At 43.0% G+C, this 20,384-nt stretch carries 32 protein-coding genes; all 32 read left to right on the top strand.

Annotation, left to right across the window (positions count from 1 at the left end; genetic code table 11):
* Window positions 1-14 precede the first annotated feature (14 nt).
* Window positions 15-4,340 carry a DNA-directed RNA polymerase subunit beta' gene (rpoC, locus tag C8E01_RS01425; protein WP_116541571.1) on the top strand — a complete coding sequence of 1,442 codons (4,326 nt, stop codon included), beginning with the start codon at window positions 15-17 and terminating at the stop codon, window positions 4,338-4,340.
* 6 nt (window positions 4,341-4,346) lie between these two features.
* The gene (locus C8E01_RS01420; RefSeq protein ID WP_116541570.1) at window positions 4,347-4,664 is read left to right on the top strand and encodes a DUF3467 domain-containing protein; all 318 of its coding nucleotides are present in this window, start codon (window positions 4,347-4,349) and stop codon (window positions 4,662-4,664) included.
* Between the two features lie 105 nt (window positions 4,665-4,769).
* Entirely contained in the window at window positions 4,770-5,186 is a 417-nt protein-coding gene (rpsL, locus tag C8E01_RS01415; RefSeq protein ID WP_076669251.1) for a 30S ribosomal protein S12, read from the top strand.
* A 19-nt stretch (window positions 5,187-5,205) separates the two neighbouring features.
* On the top strand, window positions 5,206-5,673 hold the full coding sequence (rpsG, locus tag C8E01_RS01410) for a 30S ribosomal protein S7 (RefSeq protein ID WP_076669252.1): 468 nt from the start codon (window positions 5,206-5,208) through the stop codon (window positions 5,671-5,673).
* A gap of 3 nt (window positions 5,674-5,676) precedes the next feature.
* Window positions 5,677-7,779 carry an elongation factor G gene (gene fusA / locus C8E01_RS01405; RefSeq protein ID WP_116541569.1) on the top strand — a complete coding sequence of 701 codons (2,103 nt, stop codon included), beginning with the start codon at window positions 5,677-5,679 and terminating at the stop codon, window positions 7,777-7,779.
* Between the two features lie 12 nt (window positions 7,780-7,791).
* Window positions 7,792-8,097, top strand: a complete 306-nt coding sequence (rpsJ, locus tag C8E01_RS01400) for a 30S ribosomal protein S10 (RefSeq protein WP_007654312.1) — start codon at window positions 7,792-7,794, stop codon at window positions 8,095-8,097.
* Between the two features lie 174 nt (window positions 8,098-8,271).
* Window positions 8,272-8,889 carry a 50S ribosomal protein L3 gene (gene rplC / locus C8E01_RS01395; RefSeq protein ID WP_116541568.1) on the top strand — a complete coding sequence of 206 codons (618 nt, stop codon included), beginning with the start codon at window positions 8,272-8,274 and terminating at the stop codon, window positions 8,887-8,889.
* Window position 8,890: 1 nt separating this feature from the next.
* Window positions 8,891-9,517, top strand: coding sequence for a 50S ribosomal protein L4 (gene rplD / locus C8E01_RS01390; protein ID WP_116541567.1), 627 nt, complete (start codon window positions 8,891-8,893; stop codon window positions 9,515-9,517).
* Window position 9,518: 1 nt separating this feature from the next.
* Window positions 9,519-9,806, top strand: coding sequence for a 50S ribosomal protein L23 (rplW, locus tag C8E01_RS01385; RefSeq protein WP_040573765.1), 288 nt, complete (start codon window positions 9,519-9,521; stop codon window positions 9,804-9,806).
* A 10-nt stretch (window positions 9,807-9,816) separates the two neighbouring features.
* Window positions 9,817-10,641: a 50S ribosomal protein L2 gene (gene rplB / locus C8E01_RS01380; protein ID WP_116541566.1), complete on the top strand. Its 825-nt coding sequence runs from the start codon at window positions 9,817-9,819 to the stop codon at window positions 10,639-10,641.
* 3 nt (window positions 10,642-10,644) lie between these two features.
* Complete coding sequence (gene rpsS, locus C8E01_RS01375) at window positions 10,645-10,923, top strand: 30S ribosomal protein S19 (RefSeq protein ID WP_018476843.1); 279 nt, start codon at window positions 10,645-10,647, stop codon at window positions 10,921-10,923.
* On the top strand, window positions 10,924-11,319 hold the full coding sequence (gene rplV / locus C8E01_RS01370; protein ID WP_116541565.1) for a 50S ribosomal protein L22: 396 nt from the start codon (window positions 10,924-10,926) through the stop codon (window positions 11,317-11,319).
* Window positions 11,320-11,323: 4 nt separating this feature from the next.
* On the top strand, window positions 11,324-12,100 hold the full coding sequence (rpsC, locus tag C8E01_RS01365) for a 30S ribosomal protein S3 (RefSeq protein ID WP_116541564.1): 777 nt from the start codon (window positions 11,324-11,326) through the stop codon (window positions 12,098-12,100).
* Window positions 12,101-12,130: 30 nt separating this feature from the next.
* On the top strand, window positions 12,131-12,553 hold the full coding sequence (gene rplP, locus C8E01_RS01360; protein WP_116541563.1) for a 50S ribosomal protein L16: 423 nt from the start codon (window positions 12,131-12,133) through the stop codon (window positions 12,551-12,553).
* A 3-nt stretch (window positions 12,554-12,556) separates the two neighbouring features.
* Window positions 12,557-12,757 (top strand): 50S ribosomal protein L29, encoded by a 201-nt coding sequence (gene rpmC / locus C8E01_RS01355; protein WP_076669271.1) that lies wholly within the window; start codon window positions 12,557-12,559, stop codon window positions 12,755-12,757.
* A 15-nt stretch (window positions 12,758-12,772) separates the two neighbouring features.
* Window positions 12,773-13,030 (top strand): 30S ribosomal protein S17, encoded by a 258-nt coding sequence (rpsQ, locus tag C8E01_RS01350; RefSeq protein WP_007654288.1) that lies wholly within the window; start codon window positions 12,773-12,775, stop codon window positions 13,028-13,030.
* Between the two features lies 1 nt (window position 13,031).
* A complete protein-coding gene (rplN, locus tag C8E01_RS01345) occupies window positions 13,032-13,400 on the top strand; it encodes a 50S ribosomal protein L14 (protein WP_076420876.1) in 369 nt (122 codons plus the stop codon).
* 20 nt (window positions 13,401-13,420) lie between these two features.
* Window positions 13,421-13,744 carry a 50S ribosomal protein L24 gene (gene rplX / locus C8E01_RS01340; RefSeq protein ID WP_116541562.1) on the top strand — a complete coding sequence of 108 codons (324 nt, stop codon included), beginning with the start codon at window positions 13,421-13,423 and terminating at the stop codon, window positions 13,742-13,744.
* Window position 13,745: 1 nt separating this feature from the next.
* Window positions 13,746-14,300 (top strand): 50S ribosomal protein L5, encoded by a 555-nt coding sequence (gene rplE, locus C8E01_RS01335; protein WP_116541561.1) that lies wholly within the window; start codon window positions 13,746-13,748, stop codon window positions 14,298-14,300.
* Window positions 14,301-14,305: 5 nt separating this feature from the next.
* Window positions 14,306-14,575 carry a 30S ribosomal protein S14 gene (gene rpsN / locus C8E01_RS01330; protein ID WP_007654283.1) on the top strand — a complete coding sequence of 90 codons (270 nt, stop codon included), beginning with the start codon at window positions 14,306-14,308 and terminating at the stop codon, window positions 14,573-14,575.
* Between the two features lie 89 nt (window positions 14,576-14,664).
* Window positions 14,665-15,063 carry a 30S ribosomal protein S8 gene (gene rpsH, locus C8E01_RS01325; RefSeq protein WP_101444073.1) on the top strand — a complete coding sequence of 133 codons (399 nt, stop codon included), beginning with the start codon at window positions 14,665-14,667 and terminating at the stop codon, window positions 15,061-15,063.
* A 14-nt stretch (window positions 15,064-15,077) separates the two neighbouring features.
* The gene (gene rplF, locus C8E01_RS01320; protein WP_116541560.1) at window positions 15,078-15,632 is read left to right on the top strand and encodes a 50S ribosomal protein L6; all 555 of its coding nucleotides are present in this window, start codon (window positions 15,078-15,080) and stop codon (window positions 15,630-15,632) included.
* An 8-nt stretch (window positions 15,633-15,640) separates the two neighbouring features.
* Window positions 15,641-15,991 (top strand): 50S ribosomal protein L18, encoded by a 351-nt coding sequence (gene rplR / locus C8E01_RS01315; protein ID WP_076669284.1) that lies wholly within the window; start codon window positions 15,641-15,643, stop codon window positions 15,989-15,991.
* 5 nt (window positions 15,992-15,996) lie between these two features.
* Window positions 15,997-16,515 carry a 30S ribosomal protein S5 gene (gene rpsE, locus C8E01_RS01310; RefSeq protein WP_101444070.1) on the top strand — a complete coding sequence of 173 codons (519 nt, stop codon included), beginning with the start codon at window positions 15,997-15,999 and terminating at the stop codon, window positions 16,513-16,515.
* A 5-nt stretch (window positions 16,516-16,520) separates the two neighbouring features.
* A complete protein-coding gene (gene rpmD / locus C8E01_RS01305; protein ID WP_116541559.1) occupies window positions 16,521-16,700 on the top strand; it encodes a 50S ribosomal protein L30 in 180 nt (59 codons plus the stop codon).
* A gap of 1 nt (window position 16,701) precedes the next feature.
* Window positions 16,702-17,148, top strand: a complete 447-nt coding sequence (rplO, locus tag C8E01_RS01300) for a 50S ribosomal protein L15 (protein ID WP_116541558.1) — start codon at window positions 16,702-16,704, stop codon at window positions 17,146-17,148.
* A gap of 5 nt (window positions 17,149-17,153) precedes the next feature.
* Complete coding sequence (secY, locus tag C8E01_RS01295) at window positions 17,154-18,470, top strand: preprotein translocase subunit SecY (protein ID WP_116541557.1); 1,317 nt, start codon at window positions 17,154-17,156, stop codon at window positions 18,468-18,470.
* Between the two features lie 3 nt (window positions 18,471-18,473).
* On the top strand, window positions 18,474-19,247 hold the full coding sequence (gene map / locus C8E01_RS01290; RefSeq protein WP_116541556.1) for a type I methionyl aminopeptidase: 774 nt from the start codon (window positions 18,474-18,476) through the stop codon (window positions 19,245-19,247).
* Window positions 19,248-19,466: a translation initiation factor IF-1 gene (infA, locus tag C8E01_RS01285; RefSeq protein WP_007654265.1), complete on the top strand. Its 219-nt coding sequence runs from the start codon at window positions 19,248-19,250 to the stop codon at window positions 19,464-19,466.
* Between the two features lie 5 nt (window positions 19,467-19,471).
* On the top strand, window positions 19,472-19,588 hold the full coding sequence (gene rpmJ, locus C8E01_RS01280; RefSeq protein ID WP_045688470.1) for a 50S ribosomal protein L36: 117 nt from the start codon (window positions 19,472-19,474) through the stop codon (window positions 19,586-19,588).
* Window positions 19,589-19,597: 9 nt separating this feature from the next.
* A complete protein-coding gene (gene rpsM / locus C8E01_RS01275) occupies window positions 19,598-19,975 on the top strand; it encodes a 30S ribosomal protein S13 (protein WP_076669293.1) in 378 nt (125 codons plus the stop codon).
* A 9-nt stretch (window positions 19,976-19,984) separates the two neighbouring features.
* Complete coding sequence (rpsK, locus tag C8E01_RS01270) at window positions 19,985-20,377, top strand: 30S ribosomal protein S11 (protein WP_116541555.1); 393 nt, start codon at window positions 19,985-19,987, stop codon at window positions 20,375-20,377.
* The last annotated feature ends 7 nt before the right edge of the window (window positions 20,378-20,384 follow it).

The raw sequence follows: 20,384 nt of genomic DNA, 5'->3' as shown, positions 1-20,384 counted from the left end.
ATTATTGTAATAATATGGCATTTGCAAAAAATAAAAAGCTAACTCAGGACTTCTCCAAAGTAACGATCAGCTTGGCTTCCCCAGAGTCGATTCTGGAGAGATCAAATGGCGAGGTTACAAAGCCTGAGACAATCAACTATAGAACCTATAAGCCTGAGATGGGTGGTCTATTCTGCGAAAGAATATTCGGACCTGTAAAGGACTGGGAATGCCACTGCGGAAAGTATAAGAGAATCAGATATAAAGGTATCATCTGCGACCGTTGCGGTGTAGAAGTTACTGAAAAGAAAGTGCGCCGTGAGCGCATGGGCCACATCGAACTGGTAGTTCCTGTAGCACATATCTGGTACTTCAAGTCGCTTCCGAATAAAATCGGTTATCTGTTAGGCTTACCAACTAAGAAGCTTGACCAGATTATCTACTACGAAAGATACGTAGTTATCCAACCAGGTATCCTGGCAGAAGACGGTGTAAATACATTGGACTTCCTGACAGAAGATGAATACCTGGATATGATAGACAAGCTCCCACGCGAGAACCAAATGTTGGACAACAACGATCCAAACAAGTTCATAGCGAAAATGGGTGCTGAGGCATTGCAGATGCTGTTGGAGCGTACGAACCTGGACGACCTGTCTTACGAGCTTCGTCACGCTGCCGCACACGAGACATCGCAGCAGCGTAAAGCTGATGCTCTGAAGCGTCTTCGTGTGGTGGAAGCATTCCGTGATGCGACAACCAGAATAGAGAACAGACCAGAGTGGATGATCATCCGCATGGTTCCTGTTATTCCACCAGAGCTTCGTCCGCTTGTTCCGTTGGATGGTGGCCGTTTCGCTACGTCTGACTTGAATGACCTTTACCGTCGAGTTATTATCCGTAACAACCGTCTGAAGCGTCTGATCGAGATCAAGGCTCCTGAAGTAATCCTTCGTAACGAGAAGCGTATGCTACAGGAAGCGGTTGACTCCCTGTTCGACAACTCACGTAAAGTGAATGCTGTTCGTGCAGAAGGTAACCGTGCGCTGAAGTCACTTTCTGACATGCTGAAAGGTAAGCAAGGACGTTTCCGTCAGAACTTGCTTGGTAAGCGTGTTGACTACTCCGGCCGTTCGGTAATTGTGGTTGGTCCTGAACTGAAGCTGCATGAGTGCGGTCTGCCTAAGAACATGGCAGCTGAACTTTTCAAGCCGTTCATCATCCGCAAGCTGATCGAAAGAGGTATTGTAAAAACTGTAAAGTCAGCGAAGAAAATAGTAGACCGCAAGGACCCAGTTGTTTGGGATATCCTGGAGAATGTGCTGAAAGGCCACCCAGTACTCCTTAACCGTGCTCCTACGCTCCACAGACTAGGTATACAGGCATTCCAGCCAAAACTGATCGAGGGTAAGGCAATCCAGCTGCACCCGTTGGTGTGTACGGCATTCAACGCCGACTTTGACGGTGACCAGATGGCAGTGCACGTTCCACTCGGACCTGCAGCGGTACTGGAAGCCTCTATGCTGATGCTTGCTTCGCACAACATCCTGAACCCTGCTAACGGTGCTCCTATTGCGGTGCCTTCTCAGGACATGGTACTTGGTTTATACTATGTATCTAAAGGAAAGCGAAGCACAGAAAACGAAACGATACTTGGTGAAGGCATGAGCTTCTACTCTGCGGAGGAAGTGATTATCGCCATCAACGAAGGTCGTCTTTCTAAGCAAGCCTATATCAAGGTAAGAACAAGAATAAGAGATGAGAAAGGCGAACTGGTAACAAAGTCTATCGAGACAGTTGCCGGTCGTGTAATCTTCAACCAATTTGTTCCGGAAGAGGTTGGGTACATTGATGAGTTGTTGACGAAGAAGAAACTTCAGCAAATCATCTCAAGAGTATTCAAGGAAACGGGTATGGCTCGCACCGCCCACTTCCTGGACGATATCAAAACACTAGGATTCCAGTCTGCCTACAAAGGCGGTCTATCCATGGGTCTAGGCGATATTCAGATTCCAAAAGAGAAGGACATCCTCGTTGCGCAGGCGAAGAAGGATGTGGATGCCGTTTGGCAGAACTACTCAATGGGTCTGATCACAGACAACGAGCGTTACAACCAGGTAATCGATATCTGGACCCGTATCAACAACCAAATCACTGAAACGTTGATGCGCCGTCTGGAGAATGATGACCAGGGCTTTAACTCGATTTTCATGATGATGCACTCCGGTGCACGTGGTTCGAGAGAGCAGATCCGTCAGTTGGGTGGTATGCGTGGTCTGATGGCAAAGCCTCAGAAATCACTGCAAGGCTCAGTAGGTGAAATTATCGAAAACCCGATCCTTTCTAACTTTAAGGAAGGTCTGGATGTAATTGAGTACTTCATTTCTACACACGGTGCTCGTAAAGGTCTTGCCGATACGGCCCTTAAGACTGCGGATGCTGGTTACCTGACTCGTCGTTTGGTAGACGTATCACAGGACGTAATTGTGAATGAAGAAGACTGTGGTACATTGAGAGGTCTGGAAGTGAGCGCACTGAAAGACAACGAAGATATCGTGGAGTCTCTTTCTGAGCGTATCCTTGGTCGTGTAACAGTACACGATGTATATGATCCGATCACAAATGACCTGATTGTAGAGTCGGGCTCTGAAGTGACGGAGGAGGTTGCTCGGGCAATCGAAAACACAGCGATAGAAACAGTAGAGATTCGTTCCGTGTTGACTTGCGAGTCGAAGCGTGGTATCTGTGCGAAGTGCTATGGCCGTAACCTGGCAACAGGATTTATGGTGCAGAAAGGTGAAGCTGTTGGAGTAATTGCCGCACAGTCCATCGGTGAGCCAGGTACACAGTTGACACTCCGTACTTTCCACGTGGGTGGTACTGCCTCTAACATTGCGGTAGATGCTATGATCCGTGCAAAATTCGCTGGTAAGATCGAATTTGAAGACGTTCGTACAATCGACACGATCAATAACGAAGGTGAGCCGGTAAAGGTAGTAATGGGACGTTCAGGTGAGATTAAGATAGTTGATCCAGCTACTGGAAAACTGCTGATCAGTAACCACGTGCCGTACGGTTCATTCATTACAGTGAATGAAGGCCAGGAAGTTGAGAAGAATGATCAGCTGTGTATGTGGGATCCATACAACGCAGTTATTCTTTCTGAATTTGACGGTGAAATTGCTTACGAGTCGATTATCGAAGGTATAACCTACCGTGAAGAGTCAGATGAGCAGACAGGTTACCGTGAGAAAGTAATTATTGATACAAAGGATAAGACGCAGAACCCTGCTATCCTGGTGAATCCGAAGAGTGGAGAGCCGAAAGGCTACAACATTCCGGTAGGAGCTCACTTGACAGTAGAGAACGGTGAGAAGATCAAAGCTGGTCAGATTCTGGTGAAAATCCCACGTGCTATCGGTAAGACACGAGACATTACAGGTGGTCTTCCACGTGTGACTGAATTGTTCGAAGCCCGTAACCCGTCTAACCCAGCGGTTGTTTCTGAGATCGATGGTGTAGTGACCTATGGTAGTGTGAAGCGTGGTAACCGTGAAATCTTCATCGAGTCTAAAGACGGTGTGAAGAAGAAATACATGGTGCCACTTTCCAAGCACATCCTGGTACAGGACAATGACTTCGTTCGTGCAGGTATGCCACTTTCAGATGGTGCTATTACGCCAACTGATATCCTAAACATTCAGGGACCTGGTGCAGTGCAAGAATACCTGGTAAATGAGATTCAGGAAGTATACCGTCTGCAGGGTGTGAAAATCAACGACAAGCACATTGAGGTGGTAGTTCGCCAGATGATGCAGAAAGTGGTGATCATTGATGCAGGTGATACAAGCTTCCTGGAGCATCAAGTGGTAGATAAAGTTAACTTCATGGAAGAGAACGACCGCATCATCGACATGAAAGTAGTTGAAGAAGCTGGTGACTCTACAAACATGAAGCCTGGGCAGATCGTGACAGCCAGAAGGCTGCGTGACGAGAATTCAAGCTTGAAGCGTAGAGACCTGAGATTGGTGACCGTGCGTGATGCATCGCCAGCCGTTTCGCGTCCAACTCTACAAGGTATTACGCAAGCCTCTTTGGGTACACAAAGCTTTATATCAGCAGCATCGTTCCAGGAAACCACTAAGGTACTGAGCGAAGCAGCAATTAAAGGTAAGGCAGATGAACTGTTGGGACTAAAAGAAAACGTGATTGTAGGTCACTTGATCCCAGCAGGTACAGGATTGCGCGAATACCAGAACCTGATTGTTGGAAGCCAGGAAGAGTACGATTCATTAGTGGAGTCGAAAAAGTCTGGAGTAGGAAGCCGCGCTAAACAACAAGAATTACAGAATAACAGATAAGCAGGTATGGCAGAGGAACTAAAGAATCAGAATCAAATTAACATAGAGCTTTCTGAAGAGATAGCGGAGGGTGAGTATGCCAACCTGGCCATGATAGCTCACTCCAGTGGAGAATTTGTGATTGATTTTATAAGACTGATGCCAGGATTACCTAAAGCGAAAGTGAAATCAAGAATCGTTATTACGCCAGAGCATGCCAAAAGATTGTTGGCAGCTCTGGCTGATAACATTCAAAAATTTGAGAATAGCTTTGGGGAAATTAAACCGGCAAATGAGGCACCTTCTTTCCCAATGAACTTTGGGGGGACAGTGGGCGAAGCCTAAGGTGCTAATAATTAATGGATTAAAATTTTGAATTTGCAAAGTGAATTTCCTACCTTTGCAGACCAAATTTTAAAGGGAAAAATATCTTATAATTAACAAATTATAATGCCTACTATACAGCAATTAGTAAGAAAAGGAAGAGAGAAGTTGACTTATAACTCAAAGTCTCCAGCCTTAGATTCATGCCCACAACGTCGTGGCGTATGCACAAGAGTGTACACAACCACTCCAAAGAAGCCAAACTCAGCTATGCGTAAGGTAGCAAGGGTAAGACTTACAAACGGTAAAGAAGTGAACGCCTACATCCCTGGTGAAGGACACAACCTTCAGGAGCACTCTATTGTGCTGATAAGAGGTGGTAGAGTAAAAGACCTTCCAGGTGTTCGTTATCACATCGTTCGTGGTGCATTGGATACTGCCGGTGTAAACGGCCGTCTGCAGTCGCGTTCTAAGTACGGTGCTAAGAGACCTAAGCCAGGACAGCCAGCCGCTGCCGCAGGTAAAGGTGGTAAGAAAAAATAATTGATAGAGTTATAATATAATGAGAAAAGCAAAGCCTAAAAGTAGAGTTCTCCTTCCAGATCCAAAGTTCAAAGAGACCTTAGTAACACGTTTCGTAAACTATCTGATGGAAGATGGTAAGAAAAGTATTGCTTATGGTATCTTCTATGATGCTGTAGAATTAGTAGAGCAAAGAACGAAAGAGAACGGCCTTGAGACTTGGAAAAAAGCATTGAACAATGTGATGCCAAGCGTAGAGGTAAAAAGCCGCCGTGTAGGTGGTGCTACTTTCCAAGTGCCGACTGAGGTTCGTCCGGACCGCAGAGTATCTCTTGGTATCAAGTGGATGATTTCTTACGCTCGCAGAAGAGGTGAGAAGACAATGAAAGACAAATTGGCTGGCGAGATTATCGCAGCTGCAAAAGGTGAAGGTGCTGCCGTGAAGAAGAAAGACGACACGCACAGAATGGCCGAGGCAAACAAAGCATTCTCACACTTTAGATTCTAATTAATGGCAAGAGACTTAAAATACACACGTAATATTGGTATTGCCGCTCACATCGATGCTGGTAAAACAACCACAACAGAGCGTATACTTTATTACACAGGTAAATCTCACAAGTTAGGTGAGGTTCACGAAGGCGGTGCTACCACTGACTGGATGGAACAGGAGCAGGAGCGTGGTATTACGATCACTTCTGCAGCAGTAACTGTTAACTGGCCATACAGAGGAAATGACTACCATATCAACATTATTGATACGCCAGGTCACGTAGACTTCACTGTAGAAGTAAACCGCTCACTGCGTGTACTAGACGGCTTGGTTTTTCTTTTCAGTGCTGTTGATGGTGTTGAGCCACAGTCAGAGACAAACTGGAGACTGGCTGACAACTATAAAGTAGCTCGTCTTGGTTTCGTAAACAAAATGGACCGCTCTGGTGCAGACTTCCTTGCTGTATGTAAGCAGGTGAAAGAAATGCTGGGTAGCAATGCCGTAGCACTGCAGTTGCCAATCGGTGCAGAAGACGACTTCAAAGGTGTTGTTGACCTAGTAAACTTCAAAGCCATTGTTTGGAACACGGAAGATAAAGGCATGACCTTTACCGAAGTGCCAATTCCAGATGATATGATTGAAGAGGCTGAAGAGTATAGAGAGAAGCTTTTGGAAGCAGTAGCAGAGTACGATGAATCTTTGATGGAGAAATACTTCGAAGATCCAAACTCTATCACAGAAGCCGAAATACTAGCCGCCCTTCGTGCTGCGACTATCGACATGGCTATTGTGCCAATGCTTTGTGGATCATCTTTCAAAAACAAAGGTGTTCAAACAATGCTTGACTATGTAATGGCGCTTCTTCCATCTCCAATGGATAAGGAAAGCATCATAGGTACGAATCCTGACACAGGTGAAGAAGTAGCAAGAAAACCATCTGCGACCGATCCATTTGCAGGCCTGGCCTTTAAAATCGCTACAGACCCTTATGTAGGCCGTCTTTGCTTTGTGCGTGCTTATTCAGGTATACTTGAGTCTGGTTCATACGTATTCAACACACGTTCAAATAACAAAGAACGTATTTCTCGTATCTTCCAGATGCATGCTAATAAGCAGAATCAAATCGAAAGATTAGAGGCTGGAGATATCGCTGCAGTAGTTGGTTTCAAAGATATCAAGACAGGTGACACACTTTGTGATCAAGGTGCTAAAATCGTTCTTGAGTCAATGGAATTCCCAGAGCCAGTTATCGGATATGCTATTGAGCCTAAGACGCAGGCTGACTCTGATAAGATGGGTATGGCAATTGCCAAGCTTGTTGAAGAAGATCCTACCCTGCAGGTTAATACTGACGAAGAAACAGGTCAGACTATCCTGAGAGGAATGGGTGAGCTTCACCTGGAGATCATCATCGACCGCATGAAGCGTGAATTCAAGGTTGAATTGAACCAAGGCGCTCCACAGGTAGCTTACAAAGAGACAATCACTAAGTCAGTAGAACACAGAGAAGTATTCAAGAAGCAGTCTGGTGGTCGTGGTAAGTTTGCTGATATCGTGTTCACAATGGGTCCACGTGAAGATGGCAAGCAAGGGTTAGAGTTCGAAAACGCAATTGTAGGTGGTGTAATTCCAAGAGAATTCATCCCAGCAATTCAGAAAGGTTTCGAAGAAGCAATGAAGAATGGTATTCTGGCAGGCTTCCCAATCGACTCTATGAAAGTTCGTCTATTCCATGGTTCATTCCACGACGTTGACTCTGACTCACTTTCCTTTGAACTGGCTGCACGTCAGGGCTTCAAAGAAGCAGGTAAGCAGTGTGCTCCAAAACTACTTGAGCCAATCATGGCAGTAGATGTTGTTACTCCAGATGAATACACTGGTCCGGTAACAGGAGACTTGAACAGAAGAAGAGGTATCATGAAAGGTATGGATACAAAAGGAACTTCAACAGTAGTGAAAGCAGACGTTCCACTTTCTGAACTGTTCGGTTACGTAACAGACCTTCGTACCATCACTTCAGGTAGAGCCACGGCATCGCTTACTTTCGCACACTACGAGCAAGTACCACAAAACCTGGCCGACGGCATCATTGCTAAATTAAAAGGAACTGCAGCTAAATAGTCGTAAAAGATAATGAATCAGAAAATTAGAATTAAACTTAAGTCTTACGACCACAACCTGGTAGACAAGTCTTCAGAGAAGATTGTAAAAGCTGTAAAGGCTACTGGAGCTATCGTAAGCGGTCCTATTCCTCTGCCAACAGAGAAGGATAAGTTCACTGTACTACGTTCACCACACGTTAACAAGAAGTCAAGAGAGCAGTTCCAACTTTGCACTTACAAGCGCCTGGTTGATATCTACTCTACTAGTTCTAAAACAGTTGACGCACTGATGAAGCTTGAGCTTCCAAGTGGTGTAGATGTTGAGATCAAAGTTTAATAGGATCACACATGATAAGGAAAAGAGAACCTTCGGGTTCTCTTTTTTTATGTGCTGATTAATAATATTTTAGACAAATGTTGTTAAAGAATTTTAAAATTCATTAACTTTGCACTCCCTTAGCAAAAGCTGAGGGGTAAAATTATTATATCCATCTTTTAAAAAACAAGTTGAATGCCTGGAATTATCGGTAAAAAAATCGGAATGACAAGCCTCTTCACAGCAGATGGTAAATACACGCCAGTTACGCTTATTCAAGCAGGCCCATGTGTAGTTACTCAGGTGAAGACGGTTGAGACTGATGGCTACGCAGCTGTGCAGCTTGGCTATGGCGACAAAAAGCTTAAGAGAGTAACGAAAGCAGAAGCTGGTCATTACAAAAAAGCTAATACGTCAGCTAAGAAAAAAGTTGCTGAATTCGATACAGAAGGAGTGTCACTGAATCTTGGAGATACAGTAGATGTGAATCTGTTCGAAGAAGGAGAGTTTATTGACGTGGTTGGCACATCAAAAGGTAAAGGTTTTCAGGGTGTTGTAAAGCGCCACAACTTTGCTGGTGTTGGTGGTCAAACGCACGGTCAGCACAACAGAGCAAGACACCCTGGTTCAATCGGTGCATGCTCTTGGCCATCAAGAGTATTTAAAGGTATGCGCATGGCCGGCCGTATGGGCGGAAACCGCGTGAAGATCCAGAACTTGACGGTAGTGCGTGTTATCGCAGACAAAAATCTGTTAGTAGTTAGTGGCTCTGTTCCAGGTGCCAAAAATTCTTACGTGTTAATTGAGAAATAAAATGGAACTTTCTGTATTGAATATTAAAGGTGAGGATACAGGTAGAAAGGTAACACTTTCTGATGCTGTATTTGGCGTTGAGCCAAATGAGCATGCGATGTATCTTGACGTGAAGCAGTACCTGGCTAATCAGAGACAGGGTACGCACAAGTCCAAAGAAAGAAACGAAGTTGCAGGATCTACCAAAAAGATCAAAAAGCAAAAAGGTACTGGTGGTGCTCGTGCGGGCAGCTTGAAAGCTCCTCTTTTTGTAGGTGGAGGTAGAGTATTCGGACCTAAGCCTAGAAACTATAGCTTTAAGTTGAACAAGAAACTAAAAGAAGTTGCTAGAGTGTCTGCACTTTCCCTTTTGGCTAAAGACAACAAAGTTTCTCTACTGGAGTCATTCACATTTGAATCTCCTAAGACGAAAGAATTTAAAGACATACTTAGCAACCTTCAGGTGAGCGGCAAGACTTTGCTTGTTCTTCCTGCAGTTGACAAGAATGTTGTTCTTTCAGGAAGAAACCTGAACAAACTGAAAATCTCAACTGCTAGCGATCTGAACACTTACGATCTGTTGAACACAGACCGCGTGTTGCTGGTGGAAGATTCTGTAAACATCATTGAAAACCTCCTAAGAGCATAATATTATGATACTGAAGAAACCGCTTCTGACGGAAAAATTCGCTGCCATGAATGAGGTTGGAAAGTATGCTTTCGAGGTGAATATCAAAGCCAACAAAGTAGAAATCAAAAAGGCAGTTGAGAAACTTTATGGAGTTACTGTTGAGAAAGTAGCTACCATGAAAACGCAGGGCAAAGTTAAGAGCAAATACACCAAGTCTGGTGCTGTAACTGGCCGCACGTCTTCTAAGAAAAAAGCAATCGTTACCTTGAAAGAGGGCGAAGTGATAGACTTTTACAGCAGCATTTAATTAAATAACAATGGCTTTAAAGAAGTTAAGACCAACAACACCAGGTCAAAGATTCCGCGTAGCGCCTGCGTTCGATGAGATCACAACAGCTACTCCAGAGAAATCTTTGTTGGCACCGAGTAAAAAATCTGGTGGACGCAACAACTCAGGCAAAATGACAATGCGCTATGTAGGCGGTGGTCATAAGCAGAAGTACAGAGTAATAGACTTCAAGCGTACGAAGCACGGTGTGCCAGCTACAGTGAAGACTATTGAGTACGATCCAAACAGAACAGCACGCATCGCTCTGCTTTACTACGCAGATGGTGAGAAGAGCTACATCATAGCTCCATCAGGTGTGCAGGTTGGACTGGAAATCGTTTCTGGTCCTGGAGTAGCTCCTGAAGTAGGCAACTGCCTTCCTTTATCTGATATTCCGCTAGGTACAATTATTCATAACATCGAGTTGCAGCCTGGCCAAGGCGCAACACTTGCAAGAAGTGCAGGTTCTTATGCCCAGCTTGTAGCAAGAGAAGGTCGTTATGCAACAATTAAGTTACCTTCAGGTGAACTTCGCATGGTACTGGTAAACTGTTATGCAACAGTAGGAACAGTATCTAACTCTGACCACATGAACGTGAAAATCGGTAAAGCCGGTCGTAACAGATGGTTGGGTAAGCGTCCAAGAGTACGTGGTGTAGCAATGAACCCAGTCGATCACCCTATGGGTGGTGGTGAAGGTAAGTCTTCAGGTGGTCACCCACGTTCACGCAAAGGCTTACTGTCTAAGGGTCTTAAGACTCGCAGCAAGAAGAAGCATTCTGAGAAACTTATAGTAAATAGAGGAAAGAAATAGTAAATGGCTAGATCACTAAAAAAAGGGCCTTATATTGACTATAGGCTCGAGAAGAAAGTAGACGTGATGAACGAGGCTGGTAAGAAAACTGTTATCAAGACTTGGTCACGCAGATCCATGATTTCTCCGGATTTCGTTGGACATACATTTGCAGTTCATAACGGCAACAAATTCATACCAGTATATGTGACTGAAAACATGGTAGGACACAAACTAGGTGAGTTTGCGCCAACCAGAAACTTTAGAGGTCACATAGCTAAAAAAGATAAAGGCAAGCGATAAATGGAAGCAGTAGCAAAACTTAAGAACGTGCCTACTTCTCCTCGCAAAATGCGATTAGTAGCAGGTTTGGTACGCGGTAAAAGCGTGAATAAAGCTTTAGGCTTATTGAAATTCGAAGCAAACTCAGGTGCTGCCAGAATCGAAAAACTTCTTTTATCTGCCTTATCTAACTGGCAACAGAAGAACGAAGATTCTCGCATCGAAGATGCTAATCTCTTCATCAAAGAAATCTTTGTAGATGAAGGTAAAATGCTGAAGCGTCTTCGCCCAGCTCCACAAGGACGTGGATACCGCATCAGAAAGAGATCTAATCACGTGACACTCGTGATCGATAGCATGACTGAAGAGCAACTGGAGCAACAGCAAACTAAGAAATCTAAAAAAGCCAACAAGTAAGAATATGGGACAGAAAGTAAATCCGATCGGTTTTCGCCTAGGAGTTATCAAAGGTTGGGATTCTAACTGGTATGGTGGCAAAGATTTCGCTGAGAAGCTGGTTGAAGACGAGAAAATCAGAAAATATATTTTAGCGCGTATCCCTAAAGGTGGTATTTCTAAAATCATTATTGAGAGAACACTTAAGCGCATCACGATTACTGTTAACACTGCCCGCCCAGGCGTAGTGATTGGTAAAGGTGGTCAGGAAGTAGATAAGATCAAGGAAGAGCTTAAGAAGCTTACAAACAAAGATGTTCAGATTAACATCTTTGAGATTAAGCGCCCTGAGCTTGATGCGAAACTGGTAGGCGAGTCAATCGCTCAGCAGCTGCAGGCCCGTATCTCTTTCCGCCGTGCTATGAAGCAGGCTATCGCTTCTGCGCTGCGAGTTGGTGCTGAAGGTATCAAGGTACAGGTTTCAGGTCGTCTAGGCGGCGCTGAAATGGCACGTACTGAGCACTACAAAGAAGGCAGAACTCCTTTGCACACACTTCGTGCGGACATTGACTATGCACTGTCTGAAGCTCAAACAGTATATGGCAAGCTTGGTATCAAGGTTTGGATCTTCAAAGGTGAAGTGTATGGTAAGAAAGATCTTACTCCAAACGCTGGCCTTGAGACCAAAGGTGGACCAGGTGCCCAAGGTGGTGGAAGTGGTGACAGAAGAAGCCGTGGTGGTGAGCGTGGCGACCGTAAGAAAACGGACGGAGCAGCTAAGCCGCGTAAGCGTCGTCAATAATTGATTGATAACATTATTAAGTTTTAGAAAATGTTACAGCCTAAAAGGACTAAATATAGAAAAATGCAAAAAGGCCGCGTGAAAGGTCTGGCTCATAGAGGCAGTACTATTTCATTTGGTTCTTTTGCCATCAAATCTCTTGAAGCATCTTGGATTACGAGCCGTCAGATTGAAGCCGCTCGTATCGCCATGACAAGAGCCATGAAACGTGAGGGTCAGGTATGGATCCGTATTTTCCCTGACAAACCTATTACGAAGAAGCCTGCAGAGGTTCGTATGGGTAAGGGTAAAGGTTCGCCTGAATATTGGGTAGCCGTTGTTAAGCCAGGTACCATAATGTTCGAATCCGACGGTGTACCTCTGGAAGTAGCTCAGGAATCACTGAGACTAGCTGCACAGAAGCTGCCAGTTAAAACAAAGTTTGTAGTACGTAGAGATTACGTTGAGAAATAGTATATGAAAAATTCAGAGATTAAAGCTTTGTCTTTAGAAGAGCTGAAAGAGAAGCTTAATACGGAGCAAACAACCATGCAGAACCTACGTTTCGCACATGCTATCTCTCCGTTGGAAAATCCGATGAAAATCCGTGAGACGAAGAAATCTATCGCTCGTCTGAATACTGAGATTCGTCGCCGTGAAATTGAAGCTAACTCTTAATACTTAATAGAAATCATGGAAGAGAGAAATCTTAGAAAAGAAAGAAGTGGTAAGGTTGTTAGCAACAAGATGGACAAGTCTATCACTGTGTTAGTGGAAAGCAGAATGAAGCACCCGATCTACGGTAAATTCGTTAGCAAGTCCACCAAATTCATGGCTCATGACGAGAAAAACGAGTGCAACATCGGTGATACCGTACGCATTCAGGAGACACGTCCTCTTAGCAAGAACAAGAACTGGCGTTTAGTGGAAATTATAGAAAGGGCTAAATAAAATGATACAGCAGGAATCAAGATTGAACGTAGCCGACAACAGTGGAGCCAAAGAAGTTCTTTGTATCCGTGTTTTAGGTGGTACAGGCAAGAAATACGCTTCTATTGGAGATAGAATCGTTGTTACTGTTAAATCAGCCCTTTCATCTGGAAACGTTAAAAAGGGAACTGTTTCGAAGGCAGTTATTGTAAGAACAAAGAAAGAAATTAGAAGAAAAGACGGTTCATATATTCGTTTCGATGACAATGCCGCTGTTCTTCTAAACGCTAACAACGAGCCACGTGGTACACGTATTTTTGGACCGGTAGCGCGTGAGCTTCGTGAAAAGCAATTCATGAAAATTGTTTCGTTGGCACCTGAAGTTCTTTAATCATTAATTCAGACATCAAGATGAATAAGAAAAAACTTCATGTAAAAACTGGCGATACAGTGAAAGTAATTGCCGGTGACGACCGCGGAAAAACAGGCCGCATTACAGCTGTTAACATAGAGAAGCAAAGAGTAACTATAGAGGGAATTAACATGGTGACAAAGCATGCTAAGCCTAGCGCCAAAAATCCTCAAGGTGGAATCTCTAAAATGGAAGCTCCTATTCATGCCAGTAATGTAGCTTTGGTAGACCCTAAATCGGGTGGAACCACTAAAGCTGGCAGAAGAAAAAACAGCGAAGGTAAAACAGAGCGTTATTCTAAAAAATCAGGAGAAGTAATCTAATATGGCAACTGCAAGATTTAAAGAAAAATATCAGAAGGAGGTTGTACCTGCTCTGCTAGAGAAGTTCCAGTATAAGAACGTTATGCAGGTGCCCAAGATCACTAAGATCTCTATCAACAAAGGCATCGGCGCTGCAGTAGCTGATAAAAAACTGGTTGACATCGGGGTAGAAGAGCTTACAACCATTTCTGGTCAAAAAGCTGTTGCTACCATCGCCAAGAAATCAGTTTCGAACTTCAAACTCCGCGAAGGAATGCCAATTGGCGCCCGCGTGACGCTTAGAGGTCAGCGTATGTACGAATTCATGGATCGCCTTTTGACAATCGCTCTGCCACGTGTACGTGACTTTAGAGGCGTGAATGACAAAGGATTTGATGGTCGCGGAAATTACACACTTGGTGTTAAAGAGCAGATCATTTTCCCTGAGATCAGCATTGATAAAATTAAAGCCATTAGTGGGATGGATATCACCTTCGTAACAACTGCTCAAACAGATGAGGAGAGCTACGAATTGCTTAAAGCGTTTGGTATGCCTTTCACTAATATTAAGAAATAAGAAAAATGGCTAAAGAAGCAGTAAAAGCGAGAGAGCTTAAAAGACAGAAGTTAGTAGCAAAGTACGCTGCGAAGCGTGCTGAACTGAAAGCTAAAGGAGATTACGAAGGACTTGACAAGCTTCCTAAGAATTCATCTCCAGTAAGGTTACATAACCGTTGCAAGCTGTCTGGAAGACCACGTGGTTACATGAGAAAATTCGGTATCTCACGTGTAGTTTTCAGAGAACTAGCTGTTATGGGTAAAATTCCTGGTGTAACAAAATCGAGCTGGTAATTTTTTCTTAACATATTAAGAAAGACGAAAAGATATTCTTATCTTTGCCGCTCGCTTAGAAAAAGCGTTCAAGATTTAAGTGATTCATAATGAACTCAGATCCAATAGCAGATTATTTAACTAGAGTGCGTAATGCCATCAAGGCAAACCACAGAGTAGTTGAAATACCATCTAGCAATATCAAAAAAGAGATTACAAAAGTATTGTACGACAAAGGATACATTCAAAGCTATAAATTTGATGATTCTTCAGTACAAGGTACTATTAAGATCGCTCTGAAATACAATCCAACCACTAAGCAATCTGCTATTGTGAAACTTGAGAGGATTAGTAAACCGGGGCTTCGTAAGTACACAGGAAATGACAACTTGCCACGCGTATTAAACGGGCTGGGCATTGCAATCTTGTCAACTTCCAAAGGTGTAATGACTGAAAAAGAAGCCAAATCACTTAATGTAGGTGGTGAGGTATTGTGTTACGTTTACTAATAGGAGGATAGACAATGTCACGTATAGGAAAATTGCCAATCACTCTACCAAATAATGTTGAATTCGCTGTTGCGAAAGATAATGTTGTTACAGTAAAAGGTCCTAAAGGCTCACTTACTACTCCAATAGATAAGGATATTATTGTTAAGCAGGAAGAAAACCAGATTGTGGTTGAGCGTCCTACAGAGCAAAAGCGTCACAAAGCTATGCACGGTCTATACCGCTCACTGATCAACAACATGGTTGTTGGAGTAAGTGAAGGTTACAAAGAGCAGTTGGAGCTTGTAGGTGTAGGTTATAAAGCGACTGTACAGGGTAATATTCTGGAGCTTGCTCTAGGCTACTCACACAATATCTTTATGGCGATGCCTACAGAAGTAACAGCTACTGCTGTTACAGAAAAAGGTAAGGCACCAGTTATTACGCTTGAAAGCAATGACAAGCAATTGATTGGTCAGGTAGCTGCTAAAATCAGATCACTGCGCAAAGTTGAGCCTTACAAAGGTAAAGGTATCCGTTTTGTAGGTGAAGTTGTAAGAAGAAAAGCTGGTAAGACAGCGTCTAAATAATCATCATCATGTCTGTTAATAAAGTATCAAGAAGACTTAGAATTAAAAGAAGTATCAGAAACAAGATTTCTGGTACTTCTGCCAGACCAAGATTATCTGTTTTTAGAAGCAACAAGGCTATCTATGCACAGTTGATCGATGACACTACAGGAAAAACTTTGGCGGCTGCCTCTTCTACGAAGCTTGATGGTGTAACCAACGCTAATATTTCAGTGTCCAATCAGGTTGGAAAAGAAATAGGAGCTAAAGCTCTCGAGATGGGTATCTCACAGGTGGTGTTTGACCGATCTGGATACCTTTACCATGGTAACGTAAAATCATTGGCTGAAGGCGCTCGCGAAGCAGGCCTAAAATTCTAAGAATTATGTTGAAAAATAATATTCGTAGTGTAAAGGCTAGCGAGATCGAACTTAAAGAAAGAGTTGTAGCGATCAATCGTGTAGCTAAAGTTGTTAAAGGTGGTAGAAGATTTAGCTTCGCTGCCATCGTCGTAGTAGGTGATGGTAACGGTGTAGTTGGATACGGCCTTGGAAAAGCAAATGAGGTGACTGATGCTATTGCTAAAGGTATAGATGACGCCAAGAAGAATCTGGTGAAGGTTCCTCTTTACCATCACACTGTGCCACATGCAATGGAAGGAAAGTACTCAGGCGGTTTCGTGCTTGTGAAACCAGCTGCTCCAGGTACTGGTGTAATTGCCGGTGGTGCGATGCGTGCTGTATTGGAAAGTGCTGGTATCAAAGACGTACTATGCAAGTCTAAAGGTTCTTCTAACCCACACAACGTGGTAAAAGCAACATTTGACGCTCTGTCAAAAATGCGTGATCCTTTGGCCGTGGCTCAGCAGCGTGGTGTTAATTTGCAGAAAGTATTTAACGGTTAATTGAGATGGCGAAAGTTACAATCACACAAGTTAAAAGCATTATTGACCGACCAAAAAGCCAGAAGCTTACAATGCAAGCTTTAGGTCTTGGTAAGATCAATAGATCAGTAACTGTTGAGAAGACACCTCAGATTGCTGGTATGATTAACAAGATTCACAATTTAGTAGAAGTAAAGGACATTTAATATGTATTTGAATTCATTAAAACCTGCAGAAGGGTCTGTTAAGACTAGAAAGAGAATAGGCAGAGGAACTGGCTCAGGTAGAGGTGGAACTTCTACAAGAGGTCACAAAGGTGCCAAGTCTCGTTCAGGCTACTCGCAGAAGTCTGGTTTTGAAGGTGGACAGATGCCACTTCAGAGACGTGTTCCTAAGTTTGGTTTCAAAAACTTCAACAGAGTAGAGTATAAAGGAATTAATTTAGATGTTCTGGAGTCATTGGCTGCAGATACTAATGAAAAAGTTTTTAACTTTGATTTCTTCAAGGCACACGGTTTAGTGTCCAAGAATGACAAAGTTAAAATCTTAGGTAGAGGAGAGATCTCGAAGGCTGTAGAAGTACATGCTCACGCTTTTTCTCAGACTGCCATTTCATCCATCGAAAAAGCAGGCGGTAAAACAGTAGCCCTTTAATTTTTATGAAGAAGTTTATAACAACAATTAAGAACATTTTTGCTATTGATGATCTAAGGGTACGCATACTCAATACCTTGGGTTTTATAGCTATTTTTAGATTAGGTTCTTATGTTGTTCTTCCTGGTATAGATCCTAACCAGCTTAAGGCCAACACGGAAGGTATATTCGGCCTGTTGGATACGTTCTTAGGTGGAGCATTTAGCAATGCTTCCATCTTTGCGTTAGGTATCATGCCATATATTTCAGCTTCTATCGTATTACAGCTACTTACTATAGCCGTACCCTATTTTCAGAAAATGCAGAAGGAGGGTGAGTCTGGTAGAAAGAAAATCAACCAAATCACCCGAGTTCTTACCATTATCATTACCCTTGCGCAGGCGGTTGGCTTTGTCGCCACCATTAACAGCGAGGCGATTGTTGTGAATACAACGTTGTTTACAATCAGTTCAATGATTGTCCTGACATCTGGTACCATATTCTGTATGTGGCTGGGAGAAAGGATTACAGACAAAGGTATAGGTAACGGTATATCGATGCTTATCATGATAGGCATTATCTCTCGTTTTCCTGGAGCCATTGTTGCAGAAGCACTGTCGAAAGAGTTGAATGGTGCCTTGCTGTTTATCTTCGAATTAATTGTGCTATTCTTTGTAGTAATGTCTGTTGTAATGCTTACACAGGCTATTAGAAGAATTCCAGTTCAATATGCTAAGCAAGTAGGTGGCAGCTCTTTATACAGTGGGCAACGTCAATTCATTCCATTGAAAGTGAACGCTGCAGGTGTAATGCCAATCATATTTGCTCAGTCACTGATGTTTTTGCCGTCTATGATTGCCTCCATCTGGGCTGATTCAAATGAAACAGCAAGCTATATTGGAGCTACTTTCTCTGACTTTACGTCTTGGCAGTACAATGTGGTATTTGGGTTAATGATCTTGGTGTTCACCTATTTCTACACTGCGATCACTGTTAATCCAAACCAGATAGCTGATGATCTGAAGCGTAGCGGTGGCTTTGTGCCCGGTGTTAAACCTGGTCGTGCTACTTCTGAGTACATCGACAATATTCTCACCAAGATTACGCTTCCTGGCGCTATTTATTTGGCCCTTGTTGCAATCTTTCCTGCCATTGCCATGTTATTTGGCGTGACAAGAGAATTCGCTCAGTTCTATGGTGGCACATCACTTATCATTATGGTGGGTGTAGTGCTTGACACGCTGCAGCAAATTGAAAGTTATTTACTAATGCGTCATTACGATGGCATGATGAAATCTGGAAAGCTCAGAGGCCGAACAGAAAATATCGCCATGGTGTCCTAATAAATGGTTTTTTACAAGACTGAAGAAGAAATAGAGCTAATTCGCCAGAGTGCTTTCATATTAAGTAAAGCACATGGCGAAATAGCTCTTCTTATAAAAGCAGGGGTATCCACCCTTACACTGGATAAAAGAGCTGAAGAGTTCATCAAAGATCATGGTGCTGTCCCATCTTTTAAAAACTATAATGGGTTTCCTTTTAGCCTTTGTATCTCGGTAAACTCAACTGTAGTGCATGGGATGCCAAGCAATTACGTTTTGAACGATGGAGACGTAATTTCTGTTGACTGTGGTGTCTATTACAATGGCTTCCATAGCGACTGTGCTTATACACATGCTGTAGGAAATGTTACGGAAGAGGTAGCACAGCTGCTAGAAGTTACAAAGGAGTCCTTATATAAGGGTATTGAGAAGGCAGTTGTTGGCAACAGACTTGGTGATGTGAGCCATGCCATACAGTCCCATGCCGAAACCGCTAAGTATGGCGTTGTACGAGAGTTAGTGGGACATGGTATAGGTCGGAATTTGCATGAAGCTCCTGAAGTCCCTAATTACGGAAAGCGTGGTCAGGGTTTGAAGCTTCAGAATGGTTTGGTACTTGCGATTGAGCCTATGGTTAATCTCGGTACCAGGTATATTATTCAGGAAGAGGATGGATGGACGATCCGCACCCGTGATAATAAACCTTCTGCTCACTTTGAGCATACAGTAGTCATAAGAAATAATAAAGCAGAAGTATTAACAACTTTTGATTATATAGATAAAGCTAAACAACAATAAATGGCGAAGCAGTCCTCTATCGAGCAAGACGGTACTATCATCGAAGCATTATCAAATGCAATGTTCCGGGTAGAGTTAGAAAATGGTCATCAGGTGATCGCACATATCTCAGGTAAAATGAGAATGAACTACATCAAGATATTACCAGGTGACCGTGTTAAGTTGGAGATGTCTCCATATGATTTAACTAAAGGAAGAATTGTTTATCGTTATAAATAACTACAATGAAAGTCAAAGCATCAGTAAAAAAGAGAAGTGTTGACTGTAAGATTATCCGAAGAAAGGGTAAGCTCTACGTTATCAACAAAAAGAATCCAAGATATAAACAAAGACAAGGATAATTATTAATTATGGCAAGAATAGCAGGAGTTGATATTCCGGACAACAAAAGAGGAGAGATCTCTTTGACTTACATTTTTGGTATAGGTCGTAATCTCTCTGTGCAAATCCTTAACAAAGCCGGGGTGGATCTTGACAAAAAGGTTAAAGATTGGACCGAAGATGAAGCTAATGAGATCAGAAATATCATTGCGGCTGAGATCAAAACAGAAGGTGTTCTGAGATCAGAAGTGCAATTGCATATTAAGCGTCTTCTTGATATTGGCTGCTACCGTGGTTTGAGACACCGTAAAGGTCTACCTGTACGAGGTCAGCGCACGAAGAATAACTCGCGCACAAGAAAAGGTAAGCGTAAGACAGTAGCAAACAAGAAGAAAGCTTCTAAATAATTTTTGATCATGGCTCAGAAAAGAAAAGACAAAGCTAAGAAGCGTGTTGTAATTGTTGAATCAACAGGCCAGGTACACATCAAAGCTTCTTTCAACAATATCATTATCTCAGTAACCAATAACGCAGGACAAGTTATCTCTTGGGCTTCTGCTGGTAAAATGGGTTTTAAAGGTTCTAAAAAGAACACTCCTTACGCTGCACAAATGGCAGCTTCAGATTGCGCAAAGGTTGCTTATGACCTGGGTATGCGTAAAGCTGAGGTTTTCGTTAAAGGTCCTGGTGCAGGTAGAGAGTCCGCCATCCGTACTGTACAGAACACTGGCATCGAAGTAACAACTATCAAAGATGTTACGCCACTTCCTCACAACGGATGTCGTCCTCCTAAACGCAGAAGAGTTTAATTAGTAA

The organism is Pontibacter virosus, assembly GCF_003096355.1.
GTDB classification, from domain to species: Bacteria; Bacteroidota; Bacteroidia; order Cytophagales; family Hymenobacteraceae; genus Pontibacter; species Pontibacter virosus.
Note: the sequence above shows the minus strand (reverse complement) of the source record. Positions and strands in the feature narration are given on the sequence as shown.